This is a genomic window from Psychrobacter immobilis, assembly GCF_904846185.1.
GTDB classification, from domain to species: Bacteria; Pseudomonadota; Gammaproteobacteria; order Pseudomonadales; family Moraxellaceae; genus Psychrobacter; species Psychrobacter immobilis_B.
On sequence record NZ_CAJGZQ010000010.1, the window covers coordinates 54,573 to 76,768 of the forward strand.

Below are 22,196 nucleotides of genomic sequence, written 5' to 3' on the forward strand. Positions count from 1 at the left end.
ACAACGATAACCAAAGCAGAATCCGCTGAAAAATTGCGCGATACCATGAGTAAATTTATCTCACTGGTCAGCTATCAGCTGCCTGACGATGTGAGCAAAAAACTAAACGACCTGCGAGCCGAAGAAGAATACCCACTCGCCAAGTTGATTTATGACACCATGATAGAAAACCAAAAGCTTGCCGCAGACTTGAAGCGTCCAAGCTGCCAAGACACCGGTGTGATTCAGTTTTTTGTGAGCTGCGGGGAGAACTTTCCACTCATAGGACAGCTTGAGAAAATCTTAAAAAACTCTGTGGTAAAGTCAACCAAAGAGACACCGCTGCGCCATAACTCGATTGAAACGTTTGATGAGTACAACACAGGGCAAAACGTGGGTGACGGCACACCTTCTGTTTTTTGGGAGATTCGGGAAGACAGCGACGACTGCGAAATCTATACCTATATGGCTGGTGGCGGCTGTACCTTGCCCGGTCATGCCATGGTACTGATGCCGGGTGAAGGCTATGAAGGCGTGGTGCGTTTTGTGCTAGACAGACTCACCACCTATGGTCTGAATGCGTGCCCACCACTATTGGTAGGTATTGGTGTTGCAACCTCGGTAGAAACTGCCGCCATGCTGTCAAAAAAGGCCTTGATGCGCCCCGTAGACAGCAAAAACCCGAACGAACGAGCGGCTCAGCTAGAAGAGCTACTTGAAGAAGGCATCAACAGTCTGGGCATTGGCCCGCAAGGGTTGTCCGGCAATAAGACCGTAATGGGCGTGAATATTGAAAATGCGGCACGCCACCCGTCTACCATTGGCGTGGCAATTAATACCGGCTGCTGGTCACACCGTCGTGGCAAGATCATCTTTGATAAAGACTTAAACTTTACCATGCCCTCACATGAAGGAGCAGCGCTATGAGTAAGCACATTTTACAAACGCCGATTAAAGATGAAGACATCGTAGATTTAAAGGTTGGTGATATTGTTTATCTCACTGGCACATTGGTCACTTGCCGTGATGTGGCACACCGCCGAGTGATTGAAGAAAAAAGGCCTTTGCCTGTGGATGTGCGTAACCTTGCCATTTTGCATGCCGGTCCTATCATCCGCCAGTTGGGCGAAGATGAATACGAAATGGTATCCGTAGGCCCGACCACCAGCATGCGCATGGAGAAGTTTGAAAAAGAGTTTATTGAGCAAACCGGGGTAAAGCTGATTCTGGGTAAAGGTGGCATGGGAGCAAATACCGAAGCTGGCTGCCGAGAAAATAACGCCATCCACTTGGTGTATCCAGCTGGTAATGCGGTGCTGGCAGCGACCAAAGTCAAACGCATTGTGGATGCGCAATGGAAAGACTTGGGTATGCCTGAGACGCTATGGGTATGCGAAGTTGAAGAATTTGGCCCGCTGATTGTGTCTATAGACACCAATGGCAATAACATCTTTGAGATGAACAAAAAAACCTACAACGCCAACAAAGAAAAAGTCTACGAAGACATTATTCAGCACGTTCGCTATATTAAATAGGCTTTATAGATGTTGCCTTATTAAACCCTCAAAAAATACACCATAAAAAACGGAAGGTCATGCCTTCCGTTTTTTGTTGTGAGCACAGCCATGAGCGTCGCTGTAATAGCCATGAGTGTCAATGTACAGCTGTAAGCGTCGCAGTGATAGACATGAAACATCATTGTTGTCGATACTTCCTACGTACGATGTACCATGACAGCATGGAAGCGCTCGCTGTTTTATTTTAAGTTGATACTTGAGGGTTGCACTGCATCCCACACCTGCTGAACGCTAGGATTGGTTTCAACCACACGCTTATACAGCACGATATCTACAGTGAGCTGCAGCTGCTGTCCACCAATTTTATACAGCTGTTTGCTAATGAGTTCATTTTTTACGATTGAAAATGGCAGCCACGCAATACCCACGTCTGCCACTACCATGGCTTTTAGGGTCTCGTAGTTATCGGACTCAAACACGGAGTTCAGGTTGCCCAGTATGTCTTTTTTATTTAAAAAATTTGACACCAGTCCTTTTAGAGACAAAGATTTGTCATACGTTAGCCAGTTGGTCTTATGAATATTGGCTTTTTTACTTAGCTGTTGCAAGATGGCATCTGTATTTGCCGCTGCCGTTACTGGCACGATGATTTCCTGCCCCAATACTTTGTATTCGTATTGTTTTTTATTTAACAATAAGTCTGTCATTGGGGTTTGATAGGCGATGAGCAGGTCTGACTCTTTTGCGATAAAGCGCAAGATGGCAAACTCAGTGCCACTGGTGAGCACAGACATCTGAGTAAACCCTGTGTCTTGTGTGACTTGCCGATACCACTGTGGAAAAAAGTTGCTGCCCAGCGTTCTACCGGTGGCAATCTGAATGCTTTGTTGGCTGGTGTTGATGGTGCCTTGTAGCTGCGCCCGTACGGTAGACAATGTGGCCGTGACTTCATACGCCGCTTCTAAAAACAGCTGTCCGGCCTGTGTGGGTTTGATGGGCTGAGTACGCTCTATTAGATCTACCCCAACCCACTCTTCTAAAAGCTTGATGCGACGACCAAAGGCGGTATGCGTGATGGCCCGTTTTTCTGCGGCCTTTGACAAGCTGCCTGAGTCTATCAAAACAATGTAATCCATCAACCATTCTACGTTCATAGTCATCCTTAGTTGCTTTTAGCTGCCAGATAGCGCCAGAGTGTCGGCTCATCCACAAAAAATACCACATAATACCTTGGCTAAAAAGAATCTAGAAAAAACTTAGCTGACAGTGATTGCATGGCGCTAGTTCACGACGCGACATGACATGACATGACATAAAGAACAACAAGCAAAGCTTTTCAGCCTTTATGAAAAAAACAATAGAACATAAGTTTTGTTTTTATTATTGAAAATTTTTAACATTGTTATTTCTTCATAGTGATAACTTTATGAATTATACTAGACCTCTTGCAAAAGTCATAGTCTAAGCTCGGAATTAATGATACCAGCAAACAGCTTCATTCTAAGATCATAGCGCTGACGACGGTTGCGATATTTATGAGCCACGATTTTGAACAACTTGATTAAGCCTATTTTGTGCTCAACCACAATACGGAACTTTGCCAGATAGTGATTGGCCTGTTTGCATATCTCCAATAACTGACCACCACGAGGTTTCTTAAATGGTGTGAAGGTTTGCTTATGTAGATTTGCTATACCCTGATAACCACTGTCTGCTAGATAGTTAGTATTCTCAGGCAACCAATCAGGACAAGTATCTTTATACAGCTTAAAATCGTGGATTGACCCTTTGCAGGTTTGTACATCAAGTATCAACCCTGTTTGCCAATGAACGATAACCTGCGCTTTTAAGGTGTGTTGTTTTTTCTTACCGCTATAGTAGTCGCTTTGGTTTTTTTTGGACGCTCAATAGGGGTTTCGGTGGCATCGACAATGACGACTGACCAATTGGTATCCTCATCGACACGACTAGGCAGCTTTTTAGGCAATTCAAACTTGCCAGAGTCAATCAGGATGTCTTCTACTTTACGAATGATACGGCTAGCAGAAGACTCATGAATACCAAAGTCCATACTGATATGATAAAGCGTGCGGTATTCACGCCAATAAGTCAGGGCTAATAGTATTTGTGCTTTAAGACTGAGCACACTTGGTCTGCCTGATTTGGTCTTAGATGCTTCATGCTCTTGCATGGCCTCAAGCATGTCATAAAAGGTGGCTTTATGAATGCCAGTGTAGCGTTTAAAACCAGCGTCACTTTGTTTGAGTAGCTTATTTATGTTTGGCATGGTTCCTAAAAAGTTATGAGTGTCTTCCTATTTTAATTCCCTTTGCTACTTTTGCAAGAGGTCTAGTGCCTTATGAAAAGTTGCAAAGGTTTTATTCAAAGAGTTCGTAGGGATTGCACATACTGCACGACGAAAAACATACGACTCAATCAAACGAACTGCATTATAAAAATCTTCTTTACTAAGCTGCCCAAGATTATAGTCGTGATAGAGTTCAAGTAAGAAAGGATAAGCAACATCAACTTTCAGTTCACGCAAATCCTTAAATGCTGTTGCCAGTTGCTTATCAGCTTCTTTTCCTAACGCCATTGCACAAAAATACTTTGCAAAAGAATGAATATCAGCAACTAGCTGATCTACAGTTATACCTCGTTCTTCAAGCTTTTGAGTATGTTGCTTAAATGCCTCGTATACACCATCAATTCTAGGTATAACACCCGTTTTAACGGTGAGGTAGTGTCGCATGAAGCTATCAAAGTAATCGCCATAGCTCTCCTGTCCAAACTCGACCTCCATAGGCCGCCAATGGTCATTATAGAGATCAGCTTGATGATCCGGTTCCAACCCCATCAGCACAAAGTTTCGAATTAAATCGGCTTGGCTCAGTGCTTTGCCAGTAGAGTTCATGCTCTCAAAAATTAACTGTGGATTATCTTGATCTCTACTCAAAGCAATATCAACAATGATTACCTTGGCTAAGCCACGACAGATTTGTTCTAGGTTGCCATTCAGTTTTCCTAGCTGTGTATCAAAAAAATCGAAGTTTTCTTTGATACGTAAAGAAAAATCTTGTGGAAGCGCCTTCTGTGTAACCAAAGATAAAAAACTGTCTTTGTCAGTCTGCGTCAAAATTAGTTTATATCCACGCTCGCCGTCTTCTAGTGGATTTAGCAAATAATAGTTACGCAATTTCTTTGCCGAAAATCCTTCTACAGGTTCAGTATCGCCAAGATGCCGAGATAAAGCTTCTAAAAGAAGCATCGCTGTGGTTAATCGCTGCTGACCATCAATCACCAGTAAAGGTGATTGGCTAGAAACCTGATATAAGCCTTTCTCAATATAAACTACAGAACCAATAAAATGAGCTCCGACAGCATTGTTACTGCCTGCTCGCATAATGTCATCCCACAATTGACGGCACTGCTGCTCAGTCCAAGAGTAGGTGCGCTGATATATAGGAATAATAAATTGTGGTGACTTTTTTAAAAAGTCAAGTAGCTTGGCTTCTGTTGCTTTCATATCTGCGTATATACTCTTGTAGTCAAACTGCTAGTAAATAATCTACTTAAGATTTTATTATGAGCATAAATTTTTCCCATGAGAAAAATTTAATTTATTCTAGATTACTTTTGATATTTCAAATACTTAATGTATTAATGAGCTATAGATAATGCTTTCTTAATAATATCCTTAATCAAATCATCTTGAAATTGGGTGCTAAAGCTCACGCTAAGCCCGTCTGCTTCCATCTGATTAAATAAACGCTCAGCATGCTTAATCTTACGGTTTTCCTCTGCTCTCAGGCTATCAGATGAGCTGGTATCTTTTGTTTCAATAATTAGATTTAGTGTTTGACCTTTTTCAGTTTCAACAACATAAGCAAAATCAGGTGAGTAAGTGCCACCGCCAGCTATTGGTATTCTAATCGAATTGCGAGGGATCTTACTAAATACCGTCACATGCTTTATCTGCTCTTTAATATTCTGCTTTTCTAAAGGCGAATCATAGAAAACATCCTCAAAAAGATAAGCATCATCGGGCTTACCGTTATCATAATGAACACCTAGCTGACCTGATTTTAACTCATTTAAAGGTGAGCCAGTTGAATCCGTATAGCTGGTGGGGTGTACCTGATTAGATATGATGTTATAGCCTATCTCAAACTTCTGCATAGCATTTTGGAACAAATAGAGTTTTATCCCGTCAGCAAACTTACGGATAGTTTGAATGTTCAAATAGTCATTAATGTCGAGACCTTGTTCACCTTTGCCTTTTAGATGTTTGAGAGTAACGAACGCTTTATGTAAAGTAGGCAGTTTTATATATGTTTTTTCAGATAACTGACGTAAGAAACTGCCGTAACTCATTGTGCTGATTTTTGCGAAGTCCTCTTCATCGTCATATACACTATGATAACCAGCTTGGTTATTGTGGATATGAAGCTTCGATACCTTTGTTACGAGCCCAGTCTTACTAAAGTTATTAGCGGTAATTTCTTGCTTAAGATAGTCCATAAATAGCTTTTCATAAAAATTACCCTCATCTTCAAACTGATATTCTAAAATAGCGCGCTGGTTAATCAGCTCCCATAACTCTTTAAGCTCTTCATACTTACCTAATCTAACCTTGGTTTTAGCTTTTGTATCCTCTTTAGACGTATTCTCAATTTTGCCTTTTTTAAGTGCTGTACCAAAGGCATCAGGATAGAGGTCTTTAAGGGCTTGATAACCACCCTCCAAGAACTTCTCGTCATCATCAATTAGATTCTGATCATATAGCTGGTTACTAAGCTCTCTTTTAGAAACATCATAAAAGCCTTTAATCTGTTCAACTAAGTCGTTAGTTAATAATTCTGGTTCAACTTCTGATACGGAAGTTTCATTAATCTCTTGAGTCAACTCTGCAACAAAGTCTTTTTCCGTAAAATCAACATAATAGTTTAAGCGAAAGTCATCTGTCTTCTCTCTTGCCATATGCTCATTGACAGGCAATCGCAAGCCTCGACCAACTTCTTGTAGTTTAGAGGTCGTACTACCACTGGATCGAAGCTTACAGATTTGAAACACGTTTGGATTATCCCACCCCTCACGCAACGTCCATTTAGAGAAAATAAAGCGTCTTGGATTATCCAGTGACAATAAACTTTCTTTATCATGCAAAATTTCGTTAATCTCAGCTTCGATTTTCTCGTCGTTACCCGTGTTATCTTTTGAAAAATAGCCACCATGAGTCAGACTGACATCTTTAATAGTACGCTGTAAATACTGCTTATAGAATGGATCTGTTTCTTTAGCAAGATAGGACTTAGCTATTGCTAGTACCCAAGTCTCAAATTGTGTTTTTAAACTGCCAGCAAGCTCATTACCGTCTCTATACCCCTCGATATCATCAATAAAGAACAGCGTTAACGGTTTGATGCGCGGACTGCGAGTAAGTAGCTCTCGCTCCAGTTTAAAGTGCTCTTTGATAGCCTTTTGAATCATACTGTCTTGAAGTGACTCAAGATAAGAGTATGGGTTGATACTCTCGCCTTTTTTAAGCTCAATACCGTTGCTAAGCACCAAAGTCGTTTTATTTAATTTTTCGATATTTAAGCTATGTATCGCCGAGTGAATACTCGAAAGTGAATCATTATTCCCAAGTATATAGGGGGTCTTAGTACCATTCTCGCTAAGTTCAAACTCGGCTTCTTTGCCGTCTAATGACTTTAAAGTGAGCTTAGCGTTATCATTACCTGATAAGGTTTCAACATAGGCGGTAACTCCTTTGACTAGGTCTTGGTTAAAGGCATCAACAGCAGTTAGGTGGTAAATAAGATTTTTATATTCATTTTTGAAAGTTGCACCATATCGTAGCGTGAACTGAGCTTTTAAGTTCGATATACTTTTCCAAGTTTTACCAGTTTGTGGAAACTTATGCGGCTCGTCTATTATAACGACAGGGTTAATACCTGCTAAAGCATTGATTGCTCTATCGTACTTCTCTCCGAGCAATGCTCGATCAAATCTTTCTTCTTGAATAGTAGGTGAGTTAATCATGCCTTGATTAATCACCAAAACGTGTATTTTACTTTTGTCACCGTGACTAGCATTGACAAACTGAGTCACAGACTCAGGCATATAGGATCTTTTGCCTTTCTTACTTTTTTTGCTTTCAACCACGTAAGTGACAATTTGCTTATCATGATATTCACCTTGAAAATCATGGCGAAAGTGCTCACGCAAAGCGTCACTCTTTAGGAAGTTTACCGTACCAGCTTTAATAGAAAGAGTAGGCACGACGACGATAAACTTAAACAGCCCATAGATTTTGTTAAGCTCATACATGGTTTTGGTATAGGTATAGGTCTTACCTGTACCCGTTTCCATTGATATATCAAATATAGGGTCGTCACTGCGTTTATCTGTGCCAAATATACCGTTATCTTTTTGCACTTGCTCAATATCAGTGGCTAGCGCTATAGCTTTAAAACTGATCTTAGGGTTGATATATTGATTGATGGTATAGTCGCTTGAAGAATGAAACTCTACGTTTGCAAACGACTTTATTAACGCAATAATTGCCTTTTCTTGATGAGGTAGATTTGGTTCGAAATTAAAGCCTGCCATAGTCACTCTCGTATATGAAGTTAAAAAAGAAAATAGCTATCAAAAATTTAGTATCTAACAATAATATTGATCGTGATCTTCTTTTTGTTTTGATAGCTTTTGATGGCTTCGTTTAACTCCATCTGTATGGCGGTATCGAAGTTGTAGCCATTAACTATAACTCTATCTGGCGCAAAATCTTTATCTTCATCTAACTTGTCTAACAAGCACTTCAAGTTTTGAGTGCCAAAGTCAGAGGCGATTAGATATAGGTTCTTATTCACCAGCTCAGCGTTATAGCCCTGCAAGTCTATATCTTCAATTTGCTGTGTTAGATGGTTATTGTCATATAACATCCATGTCGTCAGCAGTGCTTGGTACTGTTCATCACTGAGCACCATGTCGTCAAATAGGCTCTCATTACTAACTTCAAAGTCATCATCTATCTTGGGACGGAAATCATTAGTGGTTTCAAATATTTTGAAGCCTAAATCCAAAAAATTGTTAGATATTTCTTCTTTAAAGATCTTAGCAGTTCTACTTAACCGTTCTTTAGTTATATCAAAGATACTTAGATATCCAGCTTTGTATGCTTCTGATTTTTGCTTTGATTTTTCATCTATTTGAACAAGAATAAACTTTAAGTTAGATGACTCTTTCGCATTCAAGTGCCAAATTGAGTGAGCAGTTGTCCCTGAACCAGCAAAGAAATCTAAAACTATATCTTCATTCGTAACTCCAAAAGCTTTCATTAATTCAGCTAGAAGTAGCTCATCTTTAGGGTTAGTAAATACTTTCCCGCCCATCAATCTACTTAGCCTCTTCGAAGAAGCACGACTATCTGTAAATCTCAAGCTAGTTAAACTTTGATTTTCTGTTTCTTTCAGGTAAGTCTTATTGTTCGGTACTTTCGTGTGATCTTCCCCAAAATGGATTCTGTCTTGCTCTATAAGCTCTAGCATTTTTGATTCAGGACAAAACCAACCTCTTGATGGCTGCTTGCAAGGTTGTTGAGTAGTAGGGTGCATTACATCATATACGTATTGACCATCATTAGGACCAGATATATCAGAGGCAAAGTAAACTCCTCTATTGTCCATCCAGTTATAGTGTTTACTCGAAAAAACTGGGCTGGACTGTGGAAATCCTTTATACCAAGCTAACGCTTCTTTATGAATCTGGTTCCAATTATCGCCATATTGTTTATGGAATTTATCAAAGGCTTTATAAATTTCATCTAAACCACCTTTTTTTTCAGTCCAGTCTCCTTCATTTGTGCCTTTACTTTTTGTAAAAATAAGAATGTACTCGTGCTGGAAAGATATATATTTTTGATCATTCTTTGATGTGTTCTTCCAGACGATCTCTCCGCAATAATTGCTCTCACCAAAAATTTCATTCATCACTGTTCTAAGAGTGAAAAACTCGTTTTCATCTATTGATATAGCAATCACACCATCTTCTTGAAGAAGTTCTCTAGCAATATACAACCTAGGATACATAAAGGTTAACCAAGCACTGTGACTATTCGAACCCTTAGCATTAAAGCTTAAAATACGCTCCGCCTCAGCCTTATCAATACCAGCTAAGCGACTTAAATCATCCACTGAAAATTTAAAGCTATCTTGGTACACAAACCCATCTGATCCCGTATTGTAAGGAGGATCAATGTATATCATTTTAATTTTTTCACGGTAGCCATTGACCAAATGCTTCAATACTTCAAGATTATCGCCTTTAATCAGTACATTACCGCTATCACTGTTCTCTGAGCTCTCGTTATGGGCTGTATCAGGCTTTAGTAGCTTTTGTGGCGGTAAGTTGGTTAACAGCCTAGCATAGGCTTTACCAAGCCAATTTAAGCTATATGATTCCTTGACCATATCTACTTCGTTGGCTTTTACGACCTCCATCATCTTTTCAGGCTGAAAGTGACCATCCTTGTCAAAACATTGAGGAAAGTGCTTTTTCAAAATAGCAATTTGTTTGCTATTTGCCGTTTCAGTTTCATCAAAGAGGGTTTCGGTAGACAGGTTGGTCATGATACTTCCTAAGGTGTAAGGTAAAAGGAGCACTTATAAAACTGCTTTGGCATTATGACAAAGTCATTCTATCCAAACAATGAGCCAAATATTTCAAACGACACATATTGTCGCATATGCTCGGCTAATGTGAATTGTTAATCAGCTAACCTGCTATTATAACTTTATAAAATTCGATAGTCATGAAATAGGAGTAGATAAGATGTTTGAGATAAAAGGGCTGGATCAACTGAACAAGACATTAAGTGAGTTGGGCAAAGTGACCGATGAGCTTGAAGGTGAATTAGGAACCATACAGTTCGATGCTGAAAGTGCTGAAAGCATTGAGTTAGCTATCGTTGAAATGGAAAATATGATTGATAAAAAGTTCGAAAATTACGCTTCAAATCCTTTGGCTATCGAAATGGCTGACGGTATCAAGGCAGAATATAGGCAAATGATTGTAGATAAAGCAAGTGAAGCAAGAATACAGGCTGATAGTGAGGAGAATGAAAATGGCCGTTGATCTATTCAAAAAAATCGATAATACCGTGTTAGATCTCCAAGCATCACAGAGCCAAACTTATGAAGGCTTGCTTGAAAAGCTAGCTCAGTTATTACGCCATGAAGACTTACAGCCTTTCAATGAAGCACTTACTCAAAATATTGATTTAGAAAAATTTCTAGAAGCGAGCTATGCCACACAGAAAGGAATGTCGGGCACTAGCAAATTACAATGGACTGGCGATGATGAACAGGACTTAGGTTTAAAGTATGCATTAATTCAAAAAATAGGTAATGATACCAGTTACGCTTTCAATTATGCATACGAGTTTTTTAGTAGCCGCGATAATAAAACAATCTCTTGTATTCACAACTTAGTTAGAGGACTAATTATTCCCTTTGTCCGAGATTATAAAGAATATGTTGCTTCGAATAGCAAAATAGAGCCTGAGCTTAAGATACATGATGCTAACACTGTAACTCAATCTAGTAGAAAAGTATTTGTTGTCCATGGGCATGACGATCACGCAAAAGAAATGATGGCGCGTTTTCTAGAAAAAAATGATTTTGAAGCTATTGTTCTTCATGAACAAGCAAGTGGTAATAAAACGATTATTGAAAAAATTGAGCATTTTGCGGATGTAGGGTTTGCAATTATATTACTGACTCCAGATGATATGGGTAAATCGAAAGATGGAGATAATTACCAACCTCGAGCACGTCAAAATGTAATTCTAGAGTTAGGTTACTTTATGGGCAAACTCGGTCGGAACAGGGTATGTGCATTTAAATCAGGTGATTTAGAAATTCCGACAGATTTTAGCGGTGTTATTTGGAACCAGTTAGATAATGCCGGTGCTTGGAAACAGGTACTATCAAAAGAGCTCAGTGAAGCAGGCTATAATTTAGATAGTAATAAGCTTTTAAAGTCCTTAGGGTAAGTATTTGATCTCGAAAATAAGCTATCTAGATCCATTTTCTGGAACGGGTAGCTTATACAGTTTGCTATAGCTGAGTACCGAAAGCTATTTAAGTCTTTGCAGTTGTTGTTCAAGCTAAGTCATGTAGAATCTCATAATGAAAAGTACAGATCATCATATAGCATACGAAAACAAAACGTCACTTTATGTCGTAGTGTAATGATTTCAATAACAGCCTCATGTGCTTTTATCCTGCAAGTAGTTTGACACACCCAAAAAGTACCCCTTCATGCTCATTCTATCAAAACTATATACATGTGCATGAGGAGCTTCCCTACAGCGGCCTACTAGCGGCTGCTTTTGATCAGGCTTGCCACTAGCTAGCTCTATCAATCCTGAGCAAATTGGACAAGTTGCAGTAAACTCTGTGACTCTCGCTACATTCAGCTTATCTTTATCCCAATACATCTCAATATCTGCATTAACGACATTAATATTTGCAAAGAACATAGGTGCTTTAACAACACGGTAATAAGGCAGTCTATATAACGGCACAAAGAAATATCGCCAGTTAAGATAAGCCACAAGAATGAATGCCACAAAAACTATGGCTTGCCAAAGCTTAAAATTTGGCAAATCGCTTAGTAATAAAATGACGAGTAACGAAAATATAGCAATAAAGATATCTAATAAAAAACTTAGCATCAGCAAAATCATTAGCAAAACGCCTCGAAAGCTTAAGATCTTTAGCTCACCTTTTTTGAAGAAAAGACGAGTGAATAAAGATGGCTTAATCTCAGAAGCCGCTTTTCGCTTATAAGTAACACTACTTAAATATTCATCATCCTCAATGTTATCAGAGTCAATGACGGCAGATCTTGCTATCTGCTCTTCATCTACTCCCTCATTTTCAATAGCTTTAATGCTCATCCATACGAGGGTTCTGTTCTTGGCACCACCCTCTGATAAAGATGAGATAACTTCTGGCAAATAGCCTATATCATTAAATGCCTGTTCACAGTCTGGTTGTGATTCAATAAACTTTACTAACTCTATATTTAATCTATCCGTTTTTATCTTATTTTTAGCGATTTCACTGCTTACAGTATTTTCATTTACGCCTCTAGCTTTGGCGTAAATAACTTGCCTTGATAGCTTCTCAGGCTCAAACTCTTCATCTGAATATTTCAGTTTATTGAGCTGTGCGTCAACTATTATTCTTAGACAATGATCATAAAAAGTATTTCTTGGAAAGTTAAGCAATTGTTTTTTGAGCTCTTCAAAGACAATTAAGTGTATGTTTTTCATATATAAATACCGATTAAACCCCTATTACATCCCCTATAGCAGTCTGTTTCAGAGGCAAAATTCTTCTCATAATTACCTCACTCCTAACCAACTAACAAGAGGATGGTAACTATGTCAATGTCAATCGCTGTTAATGAGCAAAAGCAAATCGTCAATGTTAAGCAAGTCGAGCGAGGGCTGGCTTGTATGTGTTTTTGCTTTGAATGTGGTGAGCCTGTAGTGGCTCGTAAAGGTGAGAAGAATGAGCATCATTTTGCGCATCTCAACAATAAGGAAAGCTGCACTATTCACCCTGAAAGCATCCTACACAAGTTTGCCAAGCAAGTCATTATGCAAGAGAGGTATTTAACACTGCCATCTCTACCTGATGACGAAAATAACGAGGATAAAACTTGGGAGTTTGATCAGTTAATCGAGGAACAAGCTGTTGGTTGTATTCGACCTGATATAGTCGCAACGGTTGACGGGGAAATGATGTTTATTGAGGTTGCTGTGACTTCTTTCATCGATACTGATAAAGCGGATTTTATTAAGCAATTGGGTGTTAAGACTATTGAGATTAATTTGAGAGAAATCATCACGCAAGGTATTGAATTGCCAAGTGAGGAAGCCAAAGATCATATTTTAGACTGTGTCAGTAATAAGCAGTGGATATTTCCAGCACCGAAGTCGCTCACAATACCAGTAGCCCCTACACCATTACCTGAGCCTATCTATAATTGCCAGAGCAGCACTGATGAGAATAGCAACGGAAGCTTTGATAAAGGCTATACGATCTATCGATTTACCATCAACCATGCTTGGGTAGATGTCAGAGTCTTTAATTCAGGTATGGTATCTATTAAGTGCGTGAATTTTAACCACGAAGTTATCGAGATACTAAAGCAGTGGCGTAACGAAGGCGGCGGTCAGTATAACCAAAAATATAAGTCATGGAATTACTTCAAGCCGTTTTCAGATACCGTCTTGAAACGACTGCAAGAAATGGATATGACCCCTACTGCTTAAACATGATTCTATTTGATAATACGGCGAATAAAACTATGACACTCACTACTATGCTACTAATTATAATACTGTTGATATTAGCCATGCTTGTATGGGCTATACAACGGATACAATTACAAAATAAGGCTTTGCTACAGAGTGAACGAGATGTTGCGCAAATTAGGAACGATATGGTCGAAAGAGAAGCAGGCTTTCAACAGCAATTAGCAAAAGACATTAAAGAGGCTCAAAAGCGTTCCAACAATATGCAGCGCAATGTACTAAAAGGTCAAATTGGTGAGCAGTTCACACCCTTTATCACTGATTTTCCTTACAACCCTTCGGACTGCCGATTTATGGGTGAACCGATTGACTACGTCATTTTCCAAAACTTGCACGAATGCGCTGATGGCAACGTGCCTATCGAGGACGTGCATCTCATTATTGCAGAAGTTAAAACAGGAAATGCGAGGCTAAACCAACGACAGAAAATCATCAAGCAAGCTATCCAAAATGGTCAGGTGAGCTTTAAAGAGCTTAGGATAAAATACTGTGAAGATACGGAAGATATGCGTGTTCAGGTAAGCGTATAAATCAGTAAAACTATACGTTTTGACTCTTATATAATTTGCTAGAATTTTTAATGCAGTTGGTAATAGATAAGACTAATTACTAGAAAAGTCTTTTTACTCAATCTCTAGAGACAAGATTAAAGTATTGATTTATATGGTTTTTTTATTTGAAAATAGTCTGTAAATAGTCTTTTTATTGAAAAGACTATTTTTATGGTTCTATTAGACCTAAGTATTATACTGCTGAAAATCAATCTGATGACTTGCATATTTCTAGGTTCAAAGTATAGCTTTATCTGCTTGCTATTATACTATTTTGTAGCCCAACGTTATCCTATAATCTTAGATATTTAAGACATCTTTTATCGTTGTATATTTATCTCCCTCTGACGTTTTCTTATAGAGTAAAATTTTGTTCTTTAATATATAATGCTCTTTTGATAAAAATCAATTTGTAGGACAAACAATGAAGTTAATCTCGTATGTTGCATGTTTAGCTGTATGTTCAATAGTAACTCAAGCACAAGCTGGACCAACTATTAAAGATTTTATGAAATTAGATAAAGGGGAAGCTTATTTTAATTGTGCTTACAAAGGTAAGACAGCCAGTAAAAAGTGTTTAGTTAAACACTCCTACGTTAAATCTAATATTCACCCTGTACTTAAACAAATCTATGGATCTAATGAAAATTTACCGCTTATGACCATTAAGTGGCCAGATAATGATACGAGCCGTTATGTCAGTATGGATAGCTTAGAGCTGGGAAACTTAGAAACTAAAGAACTTGGAGGATTTAGTCTCAGAACAACAGAGCAATGCCAAGAAGGCTGGTGTCTGGATCTATCTCGTGGGCTGATTATTGACAACGCATCTACTGGTAAAGAACATGTCCGTTTATGGTGAGACTGAATTTATGTCTCTAAGAATGTAGATTGATGTGCAGTATTTTTTAATAATCGACAATTAAAAACCTAAATACAATTATAATCAATAACGGCTAACAAGCTTATAGCCTACTTGTTAGCTATACGGATGAATAGATTATTTTTAAAAACAAAAAAGGAAACCATTATGAGAAACAGTCTTTTAAAAATCGCTATGGGTATTAGCTGTGCTGCTATTTTTTCAGTAAGCCATGCCGATGTTGCTACGATGAATAAGTATTATAACAATCCAAAACTTGCTCCTAAGATTAAGCGCTGTAACGGTAACCAAGATTGTAATGCTTTTTATGCTTTATCTAAGCAATGGAAGTCTATCCCAAATGGTTTTCATACACCAGGTTGCCCAGACTGTAAAGTTAAAGAGCATGCTAAAGACGGCGATGGTTATGGTTTAAATAAAGGCTATAGTCTAAAACGTGATTATTCGATTAATTTAAGTGAAGCAGGATGGAATGAATTTTATAAAGGTGGCTCAGCTAGCAAAGCTGACGAAAGAATTTTTGGCGAAGGTTTAGCTGTACTCATTTATTTGGATTATAAAAAATAGGTTTAAATAACGCATTAAGTAATATTATATATTTGCTTGATATATAAAAGCATCTATGAATGCGAGAGAATCAATCCTACCATTATAAATAGCTTCCGACTTTATCAGAGGCTAGTTATATATAAATATCAAAAATGAACTTGATTCTGATATCTGAAAGACATATCGGAAAAGGATTATAATAATGAAAAGTGTTTTTTTAGGCTGTACTGTTGCTCTTGCGTTTTTAGTTGGCTGTGAGTCTAACGCAGGTAATAATTCAAGTGACAAAATACTATCCGAGGAAGCAGTAGACTCGGTATCCTCTCAGGAAGTAACAGAAACAGTAAGCAAACTTCAGTATAATTCAGATGGCATCATTATTTGCGAAGAAAACACTGACGGAGTTTGCACTGATGATGTACTCCAAGATCTACGTGCTACACAATTACGTGAACAACACGATGCTGGTACTGAATCCCTATCAGAAGTAAGTGAGATTACTACTGATAGATCGGGTGATGAGGCTTTCCGTAATAATGCTACAAGAGTTGACTACAAAGAAATAACAGGGCCCCTAACACCTGCTCAAGCGGCACACATCGATTATCTAGTTGACAATGATCTTGAAACCTCGCAAGAAATGATAGACTTACTCAATGATTTTACACTCGATGGTAGTGAAGAGGGTTCTTTACGTAAATTCATTAAAGAACGTTCACGTTTTAAAGATGGTTATAATGCATCGGAAGACTGTCGTAACCCAGACTTAACAGAAACGGAATATGCTAACGCTTGTACTTAATGACTGGTAGATGGACAACAACCCTAAACAAAAAAATAAGCCACTGTTAGTGGCTTATTTTTTACCACTGCCTATCAGCAAAACCTATCAGCTATTTTTGTATTAATCCATTCTGCGATCTCACTCGCTACCCACACTACCCTTACCTGTGTCAGTTGTACCTTCTTAGGGAATGTTGGGTCATAACGATCAGAATTTTCATTAACCATCTCATAAATCGTAGAACGACTAAGACCAGTATAGCTACCAACATCTTTAATACTCAATAGCTGTGGTATGTGATTACATTGCTCGATTCCTGGCTGTGCTGCGTTTAAATCTTTCATGATTTGCTCCTTATAAGTGAATGAGAGCGTTTCCTCTCATACAGTTACCGAGTCCTATATTTTTTTACAGCATCCCATTGCGTCCAACGGTTTGCCTTAATTGAAGCAATAAAAAAGGAGCTGATTATTCAGCTCCTTTTTATGCCATATACTTGGCTTGATGATTTTAGCTTAATGCTGTTGCATTTTAGATCATCCCTTTTATATTAGAATCAATATCCTTCCTAGTAACTCTAGAAAGAGCATTAGACTCCTTATCTGTTAGATTCATCTATTGTCCTTATATAATAATTTAGGTAGTAACAATACTATCCTCATACGCTTTAATAATAAACTTCTTGAAACAACATCGTAAACATTGAATACTATCCTCTCATTCAATCTTTAGAGGCAAAATAGTATGCGTAACTTTAGTGACGACTTAGACGATGATGACGACAACGACGACGGGCTTACTGACTATGAAAAGCAAATTAAAAACAATATAGCTCAAGCAAAAGCTAATCAGGGTAGATTTGATGGGGATGATTCAGTGGAGGATATGCCTGACACTGCAGTTAGTAACAGTGATGGCACCAGCAGGGATTAATAATAGAGTCTTGTTCCATACTCGTTAGATTTTACAATCTATAATTTATCAAATATATGTACTATCCTCAGTAAATATTCTGGAAAAGCTATCATCATATTAAAAAACGAGTTAAGCAGTTAAAGCCAGCCGTTTTACGGCTGGTATGTTTTTAAAAACCTTTATCTGAAGCAACTTATTTTCAGTAGCACCTTACTGGCCTCCTCTAACTCTTTTCAATTTCATTCAAACTATTTAGAGCTTTTCTAAGCCTTTTGTTTGTGTAACCTTTAGCCCGTTTATAAACATACTCTTCAATGAGATATAAAATAACTCGATCTTTGAAGAAACGCATGCTAATAGAACTTTGTTCATCTATATCTGATGGCGTACTCTTAGCTGAATCAGATAGAATCGTACGCAGGCTTTCAATTTGAAGATAGAGGGCATTAAATTCATAGTCTTCTAAAGCATCGACCAGTGAACCAACATATTCTACAACCATGAACTCGTAAACCTTGCCGCAAAATCCTTGTGTTTGGAACTTATAGCAAATATCGTCCCATACATTTTCAAGAGGTTTTGTTGTTACTGTAGATTCACTAGATCTCTGTAAATAACGTTGAGTTTGATTGGTAATTCTTTTAGATATTTTCTTAGACAGTTGTACTGAAATACTTAATGCCATTATCTTTTCTAAATCCATTTTAGCTACCCTTACTTTAAACAATAATAATCTGTTTTTAATATGCCGTTATGAAGAACATGCACATTGTAAGACGTAACCTAGGTATTAAGCCACTAAAAATAAACCGACAAGAAATAAAACAAGCGACCTAAAATCGCTTGTTTCAGACTAACTAATTTATGCCGCAAATCTGAATTGATTGCTTTAGCTCACCGCCGTCACGCTTTGCCGTAGCCCTTGCTCTATGCTAGTCACGTTATGAGTGGCTAACCCGTTCTGATAATTCCCCTGCTGACTATTGCTAACGTCATCTGTCTCCATGGGATAAAACTCTTCAGCCACGTCTAACAAACCATCATTATCAATTTCAAAGGATGAATTGACGTAACCCTGTTTCGCAGCCTGTTCTAATGCTGCTTGATCAAAGCCGTGTTCGCTAAGCTCCGCATCAATTGTCTGCGCATCTTGCACTGCTTGCTTTAGTGTCACCCCATCACGTAGCGTTAAATCAACAAAGTAAATCGGCGTTCGGTAGCTTTGCGTCGTGCTTTTACCTCTTAGCGTTAATTGCAGGGGCAAACACGACAGCTTATTCCCTGACACCGCAGCAAAGTAGCTCAGCCGTGCGGCAAGCGTGCGAATACTGTTAAAGCCTGTGGTGCGAAAGATAAACGTGCCTAACTCGTCGTCTTCACTCAGATTTGCGTAAAGTCTGCCATACGGCTTACAGGCTCCACCTTGCGCCAATGGACAGCGATCAGGTGATGGACATGGCAGTTGCTCAACGCCATTACTGGTTCGACGCTGACATTGCTCACCGTCACCCACGCATAGCGGGCGTCCAGTTTGACGATCAAATAAGGTATATTCGGCTCGCAAATTAAGCTCAGGGTCGTTAAATAGCATACGCACGGGTATTTGTCTCAGCTTGCCGTCATTATTTGCGCGTAGCTTTTCATCTAGTGGATGATTGATCCAGCCATCCTTATTTTGAACTTGGCTGGTAATGGTAAATTGATCGTCTTTAGCAGGTAGACGTTTGCCGTCCTTTTGAACGACACGTCCAATGCTGATACGACCTAATACTGGTGGGGTTATGGTTAGACCTTTAATCATGGTGATAGTCCTTATGTATTTAATAAAATGTGTTTAGCCATAAAAAAGCCCACCGATTAGGGTGGGCATTTATGCGCTTGTTTTGGTTTGTCTATGTGTTGATTGAATAAATAGCGGCTTAGTCGTTTAAGATGACGAAGCGGCGACTACCTTGCTTGGTTTTACTAAATTTAGCCAACAGCTCAGGATGCGCTTTGATAACGGCCTTACTGTCCAAACTGATACTATCTTTGGAGCGTTTCCAAGAAATAGCGCCTTTTTCAAACACAGCGACCTCATTATCTGCAATCAGTGTTTGCAGCTGGTGCTTTACCTGATCATGACGCTGCTCTAGCTCTTGCATGTAATCACGATAACTCAGCAGTTGCTCAAATAACTTATTGGCACCATCATCATCTCGCAAATCAACCTTGCTTGAGGGCTTAGGCGTTGGATAAAGCAGCTTTAAGGCTTTGGCAGCTGACTCGCTATGATCAGGGGTTGGTGGGGTGTCCGTTTCTACGTAGTGCCAGAACAGACGCTCATGCTTCATGATGGACTCAATCAAGCGCTCATCACGCTCAACCTTATAAATCTTAGCCTCATGTCCACAAAGTAGCACACAGATGTGCGCAGCAGTTTTACCAGTGACCGCCAGCTGATGCTGAACTTGGCACGTCACATACAAGGGCACACCATGCTTCCAGAGCTTGGCACCATGTTCACCAGCGGTTTTGCACTCTAAAATCTGTACCTCACCACTACCAGTAATGGCATAGTCTAAATTAGCCAGCATAAAGTAATTGTCAGGATCAGGATGCTGCAAGATGGCATTGACGCGGCGTACCTTATTGCCGGTATGTTCTTGGTAATATTTAGCGACCATCGCCTCAAGCGTATTGCCCCAGTATAAAGGTGAATAGCCCTCTACGCTTTCATCAATGCTTGATTCCATGCGTCCGGTCTTAATCATCCATAGCTCAAGCATGGATAGATACGGATGGATACCACAAGCAGCCGCAGCATCACTACTGCCAATACCTTGTCTGCGAAATTGTAGCCAGTCCTCACGGCTTAAGTCTTTAGTATTAACCAAACGCCTAGCAGTCGTTGAAGTATTAGATTGGGCAGGTTTATCAGCAGTATCATTTTGCTTGGTTTTCACTAACGCTGGTTTAAGCCTAATGGTTGCACGTTTGGCTGGTCTTGGCTGAGTCGTGCTGTTTAGTGCGATCATGTTCATAACGAACTCCTTCGATAAATTGATTATTGGTATTAAATGAAATAAGCGGCATAAAAAACCACGCTCGAAGGCGTGGTTGATTATATTGTTAGATTTTAAATGTGGCGGGTTAAGCCAGCATCAGTAGCGATTCCTCTAAACCCTTTTGTTTAAGCTTAGCGCCAGAGCCAAACCAAGCACCGTCTAATCGATGGTCTCTCGACATTGCTCTGCGTTCGTGATCGACGTATTCAGTAATACTACATAGCAGACCGTAAGCAGTGTCCTTGGCAGCATCAAGATCGGCTCCGCGACCTTGACCGTTAAACATGTTCATGACCTGATTCATCGCCTTGGCATTGGGCACGGCGTCTTTCTCTTTCTTAGCACTGTTAAACAGAATGATGTCATTGTCCTGATCATTAAATACACGGCTAAGATAGTTGGCTGCTTCTGCTTGGGTCACACGGCGCTCTGATAACTGCTTCATCTCATAGCTATGCTCATCCCATTGTTTCACCGACACGCCCAATTGCTGCTTAACCTTATCGGCATCAAAGGAGGTGGAGTGCGGTACTTTTACTACACCTCCTGAACCGTCCGCTAAGCTAATTGCTAGCGTGTTATTGCAGACCACACGGATGGAGGTAAACTGTGCTGTGGTCGCCAGAGTGCCGTCACAAGCGGTTGCCAGAAGCAAGTAGCCATTACTGACATCTTTCCCCTTAAGCGTTGCTGACTGGCCTGTACGAGCCAATGCCCATAGCTTACGCCCTCCTTTAAGTACGCCAGCCGTTTCTAGCTCAAAGTCAGATTGCTCAGTAAGATCACGATAGAACTCTAAAATCTCACGCGGCTGTACTTCTTGATAGCGTTGGCTGACCACCGATAGCGGCTCGAAGTTATCGGAGCGGTACAACACCTTTTGCTCTGCAAAGGGCAAGATCAGGTTATGTCCTTTATCGTTATTTGCCATGTAGCTAACGTCTGAGGATTCAATACGCCAATCCATACCCGCTTGCTTTGCCCAGATCTCGATAGGCTGCTTTGGAGCAAGCTCATTACCTAAGCAATGCCAAGGGGTTTCGCCAACGTATGCCATTGATTCGATTAAATGTGCCATGATCATTGTCCTTTTAGATTTGATTAGAATTATGGGTTATATAGATAGGTTAAATACTGAAAGTTTTTGAGCAGGTATTGCAGGTATAACTGGGCTTTGCTGCTAAAACGAGTAAGGGTGGCTGTTGTAGCTTGTCTTTAGCCAAGCTAATCGCAGAAGCCAGTGCAGTACCTACCACTACACCGATTGCTGAATTGATTTTGTAGTACCTACAGATGCTTACACCAAGACCTGATAGGGCAGATTGTGAACACAGTTGCTCGAAGAGATTAAAGGGACTGTCAGTATCGGCAGTGCTTCTGACGTTCGCTGAATGACAGTGTGGGCAGATCGGTCTCATAAATTGCTCCTTTTTCGATTGCGCATAAAAAAGGCCTGCGATTAAGCAGACCTTTAATTAGGATGGATTGGGGTTAAACAGTCAGGAGAGCGATGCTTCCTGACTGATCTCATAGGAATACTATATATCTAAGATTACTTTGATATAGCCAATCTA

Annotated in this window: 22 protein-coding genes and 1 pseudogene; 10 read left to right on the forward strand and 13 right to left on the reverse strand. The window is 39.5% G+C overall.

The annotated features are described in order from the left end of the window. Window positions 1–6: 6 nt before the first annotated feature. On the forward strand, window positions 7–906 hold the full coding sequence (ttdA, locus tag JMW94_RS07205; RefSeq protein WP_201603711.1) for a L(+)-tartrate dehydratase subunit alpha: 900 nt from the start codon (window positions 7–9) through the stop codon (window positions 904–906). Then, complete coding sequence (gene ttdB / locus JMW94_RS07210) at window positions 903–1,514, forward strand: L(+)-tartrate dehydratase subunit beta (RefSeq protein WP_200663556.1); 612 nt, start codon at window positions 903–905, stop codon at window positions 1,512–1,514. The genes ttdA and ttdB overlap by 4 nt, the downstream gene beginning before the upstream one ends. A 221-nt stretch (window positions 1,515–1,735) precedes the next feature. Here the strand turns inward: ttdB and JMW94_RS07215 are convergent, their stop codons facing one another. The 6 genes and pseudogenes from JMW94_RS07215 to JMW94_RS07240 all read right to left on the reverse strand — a co-directional run bounded on the left by JMW94_RS07215 (window position 1,736) and on the right by JMW94_RS07240 (window position 10,132). Next, window positions 1,736–2,656 (reverse strand): LysR family transcriptional regulator, encoded by a 921-nt coding sequence (locus JMW94_RS07215; RefSeq protein ID WP_201603619.1) that lies wholly within the window; start codon window positions 2,654–2,656, stop codon window positions 1,736–1,738. Between the two features lie 294 nt (window positions 2,657–2,950). Continuing rightward, a pseudogene (locus JMW94_RS07220) lies at window positions 2,951–3,334 on the reverse strand (transposase family protein); the annotation flags it as partial. 8 nt (window positions 3,335–3,342) lie between these two features. Beyond that, window positions 3,343–3,783 (reverse strand): IS5/IS1182 family transposase, encoded by a 441-nt coding sequence (locus JMW94_RS07225; protein WP_071001767.1) that lies wholly within the window; start codon window positions 3,781–3,783, stop codon window positions 3,343–3,345. 45 nt (window positions 3,784–3,828) lie between these two features. Beyond that, window positions 3,829–5,022, reverse strand: coding sequence for a DUF262 domain-containing protein (locus tag JMW94_RS07230; protein WP_265088308.1), 1,194 nt, complete (start codon window positions 5,020–5,022; stop codon window positions 3,829–3,831). A gap of 134 nt (window positions 5,023–5,156) precedes the next feature. Continuing rightward, window positions 5,157–8,111, reverse strand: coding sequence for a type III restriction-modification system endonuclease (locus tag JMW94_RS07235; RefSeq protein ID WP_201603621.1), 2,955 nt, complete (start codon window positions 8,109–8,111; stop codon window positions 5,157–5,159). 47 nt (window positions 8,112–8,158) lie between these two features. Next, window positions 8,159–10,132 (reverse strand): site-specific DNA-methyltransferase, encoded by a 1,974-nt coding sequence (locus tag JMW94_RS07240; protein WP_201548666.1) that lies wholly within the window; start codon window positions 10,130–10,132, stop codon window positions 8,159–8,161. Between the two features lie 202 nt (window positions 10,133–10,334). Between JMW94_RS07240 and JMW94_RS07245 the strand changes: the two genes are divergently transcribed. Together JMW94_RS07245 and JMW94_RS07250 are read left to right on the forward strand one after the other, a co-directional pair. After that, entirely contained in the window at window positions 10,335–10,637 is a 303-nt protein-coding gene (locus JMW94_RS07245; RefSeq protein ID WP_201603623.1) for a hypothetical protein, read from the forward strand. Further along, window positions 10,627–11,556 (forward strand): TIR domain-containing protein, encoded by a 930-nt coding sequence (locus tag JMW94_RS07250; protein ID WP_201603625.1) that lies wholly within the window; start codon window positions 10,627–10,629, stop codon window positions 11,554–11,556. Before JMW94_RS07245 ends, JMW94_RS07250 begins: the two co-directional genes overlap by 11 nt. 216 nt (window positions 11,557–11,772) lie before the next feature. Here JMW94_RS07250 and JMW94_RS07255 read toward each other — a convergent pair whose 3' ends face one another. Continuing rightward, window positions 11,773–12,843 carry a hypothetical protein gene (locus tag JMW94_RS07255; protein ID WP_201603627.1) on the reverse strand — a complete coding sequence of 357 codons (1,071 nt, stop codon included), beginning with the start codon at window positions 12,841–12,843 and terminating at the stop codon, window positions 11,773–11,775. Between the two features lie 111 nt (window positions 12,844–12,954). Here JMW94_RS07255 and JMW94_RS07260 point away from each other — a divergent pair, with 111 nt between their 5' ends. From JMW94_RS07260 to JMW94_RS07280, 5 genes are all read left to right on the forward strand, one after another. Beyond that, window positions 12,955–13,851, forward strand: coding sequence for a competence protein CoiA family protein (locus JMW94_RS07260; protein ID WP_201603629.1), 897 nt, complete (start codon window positions 12,955–12,957; stop codon window positions 13,849–13,851). A 50-nt stretch (window positions 13,852–13,901) separates the two neighbouring features. Next, window positions 13,902–14,423, forward strand: a complete 522-nt coding sequence (locus tag JMW94_RS07265; protein WP_227685449.1) for a Holliday junction resolvase-like protein — start codon at window positions 13,902–13,904, stop codon at window positions 14,421–14,423. A gap of 445 nt (window positions 14,424–14,868) precedes the next feature. Next, entirely contained in the window at window positions 14,869–15,306 is a 438-nt protein-coding gene (locus tag JMW94_RS07270) for a hypothetical protein (RefSeq protein WP_201603632.1), read from the forward strand. A gap of 168 nt (window positions 15,307–15,474) precedes the next feature. Beyond that, window positions 15,475–15,894 carry a hypothetical protein gene (locus JMW94_RS07275; RefSeq protein WP_201603634.1) on the forward strand — a complete coding sequence of 140 codons (420 nt, stop codon included), beginning with the start codon at window positions 15,475–15,477 and terminating at the stop codon, window positions 15,892–15,894. A gap of 184 nt (window positions 15,895–16,078) precedes the next feature. Then, window positions 16,079–16,678, forward strand: coding sequence for a hypothetical protein (locus tag JMW94_RS07280; RefSeq protein WP_201603636.1), 600 nt, complete (start codon window positions 16,079–16,081; stop codon window positions 16,676–16,678). Between the two features lie 74 nt (window positions 16,679–16,752). Here the strand turns inward: JMW94_RS07280 and JMW94_RS07285 are convergent, their stop codons facing one another. Continuing rightward, entirely contained in the window at window positions 16,753–17,004 is a 252-nt protein-coding gene (locus JMW94_RS07285) for a helix-turn-helix transcriptional regulator (protein WP_201603638.1), read from the reverse strand. A 400-nt stretch (window positions 17,005–17,404) separates the two neighbouring features. On the opposite strand from JMW94_RS07285, the gene JMW94_RS07290 reads away from it, so the two are divergent. Beyond that, entirely contained in the window at window positions 17,405–17,593 is a 189-nt protein-coding gene (locus JMW94_RS07290; protein ID WP_201603640.1) for a hypothetical protein, read from the forward strand. A gap of 205 nt (window positions 17,594–17,798) precedes the next feature. Here JMW94_RS07290 and JMW94_RS07295 read toward each other — a convergent pair whose 3' ends face one another. The 5 genes from JMW94_RS07295 to JMW94_RS07315 form a co-directional block, all read right to left on the reverse strand. Then, window positions 17,799–18,278, reverse strand: coding sequence for a hypothetical protein (locus JMW94_RS07295; RefSeq protein ID WP_201603642.1), 480 nt, complete (start codon window positions 18,276–18,278; stop codon window positions 17,799–17,801). A 186-nt stretch (window positions 18,279–18,464) separates the two neighbouring features. Continuing rightward, window positions 18,465–19,376, reverse strand: a complete 912-nt coding sequence (locus JMW94_RS07300) for a hydrolase or metal-binding protein (RefSeq protein ID WP_201603644.1) — start codon at window positions 19,374–19,376, stop codon at window positions 18,465–18,467. 118 nt (window positions 19,377–19,494) lie between these two features. After that, complete coding sequence (locus JMW94_RS07305; RefSeq protein ID WP_201603646.1) at window positions 19,495–20,598, reverse strand: YqaJ viral recombinase family protein; 1,104 nt, start codon at window positions 20,596–20,598, stop codon at window positions 19,495–19,497. A 109-nt stretch (window positions 20,599–20,707) separates the two neighbouring features. Further along, window positions 20,708–21,700: a DUF932 domain-containing protein gene (locus JMW94_RS07310; RefSeq protein WP_201603648.1), complete on the reverse strand. Its 993-nt coding sequence runs from the start codon at window positions 21,698–21,700 to the stop codon at window positions 20,708–20,710. A 49-nt stretch (window positions 21,701–21,749) separates the two neighbouring features. Continuing rightward, a complete protein-coding gene (locus JMW94_RS07315) occupies window positions 21,750–22,040 on the reverse strand; it encodes a hypothetical protein (RefSeq protein ID WP_201603650.1) in 291 nt (96 codons plus the stop codon). Window positions 22,041–22,196 lie beyond the last annotated feature (156 nt).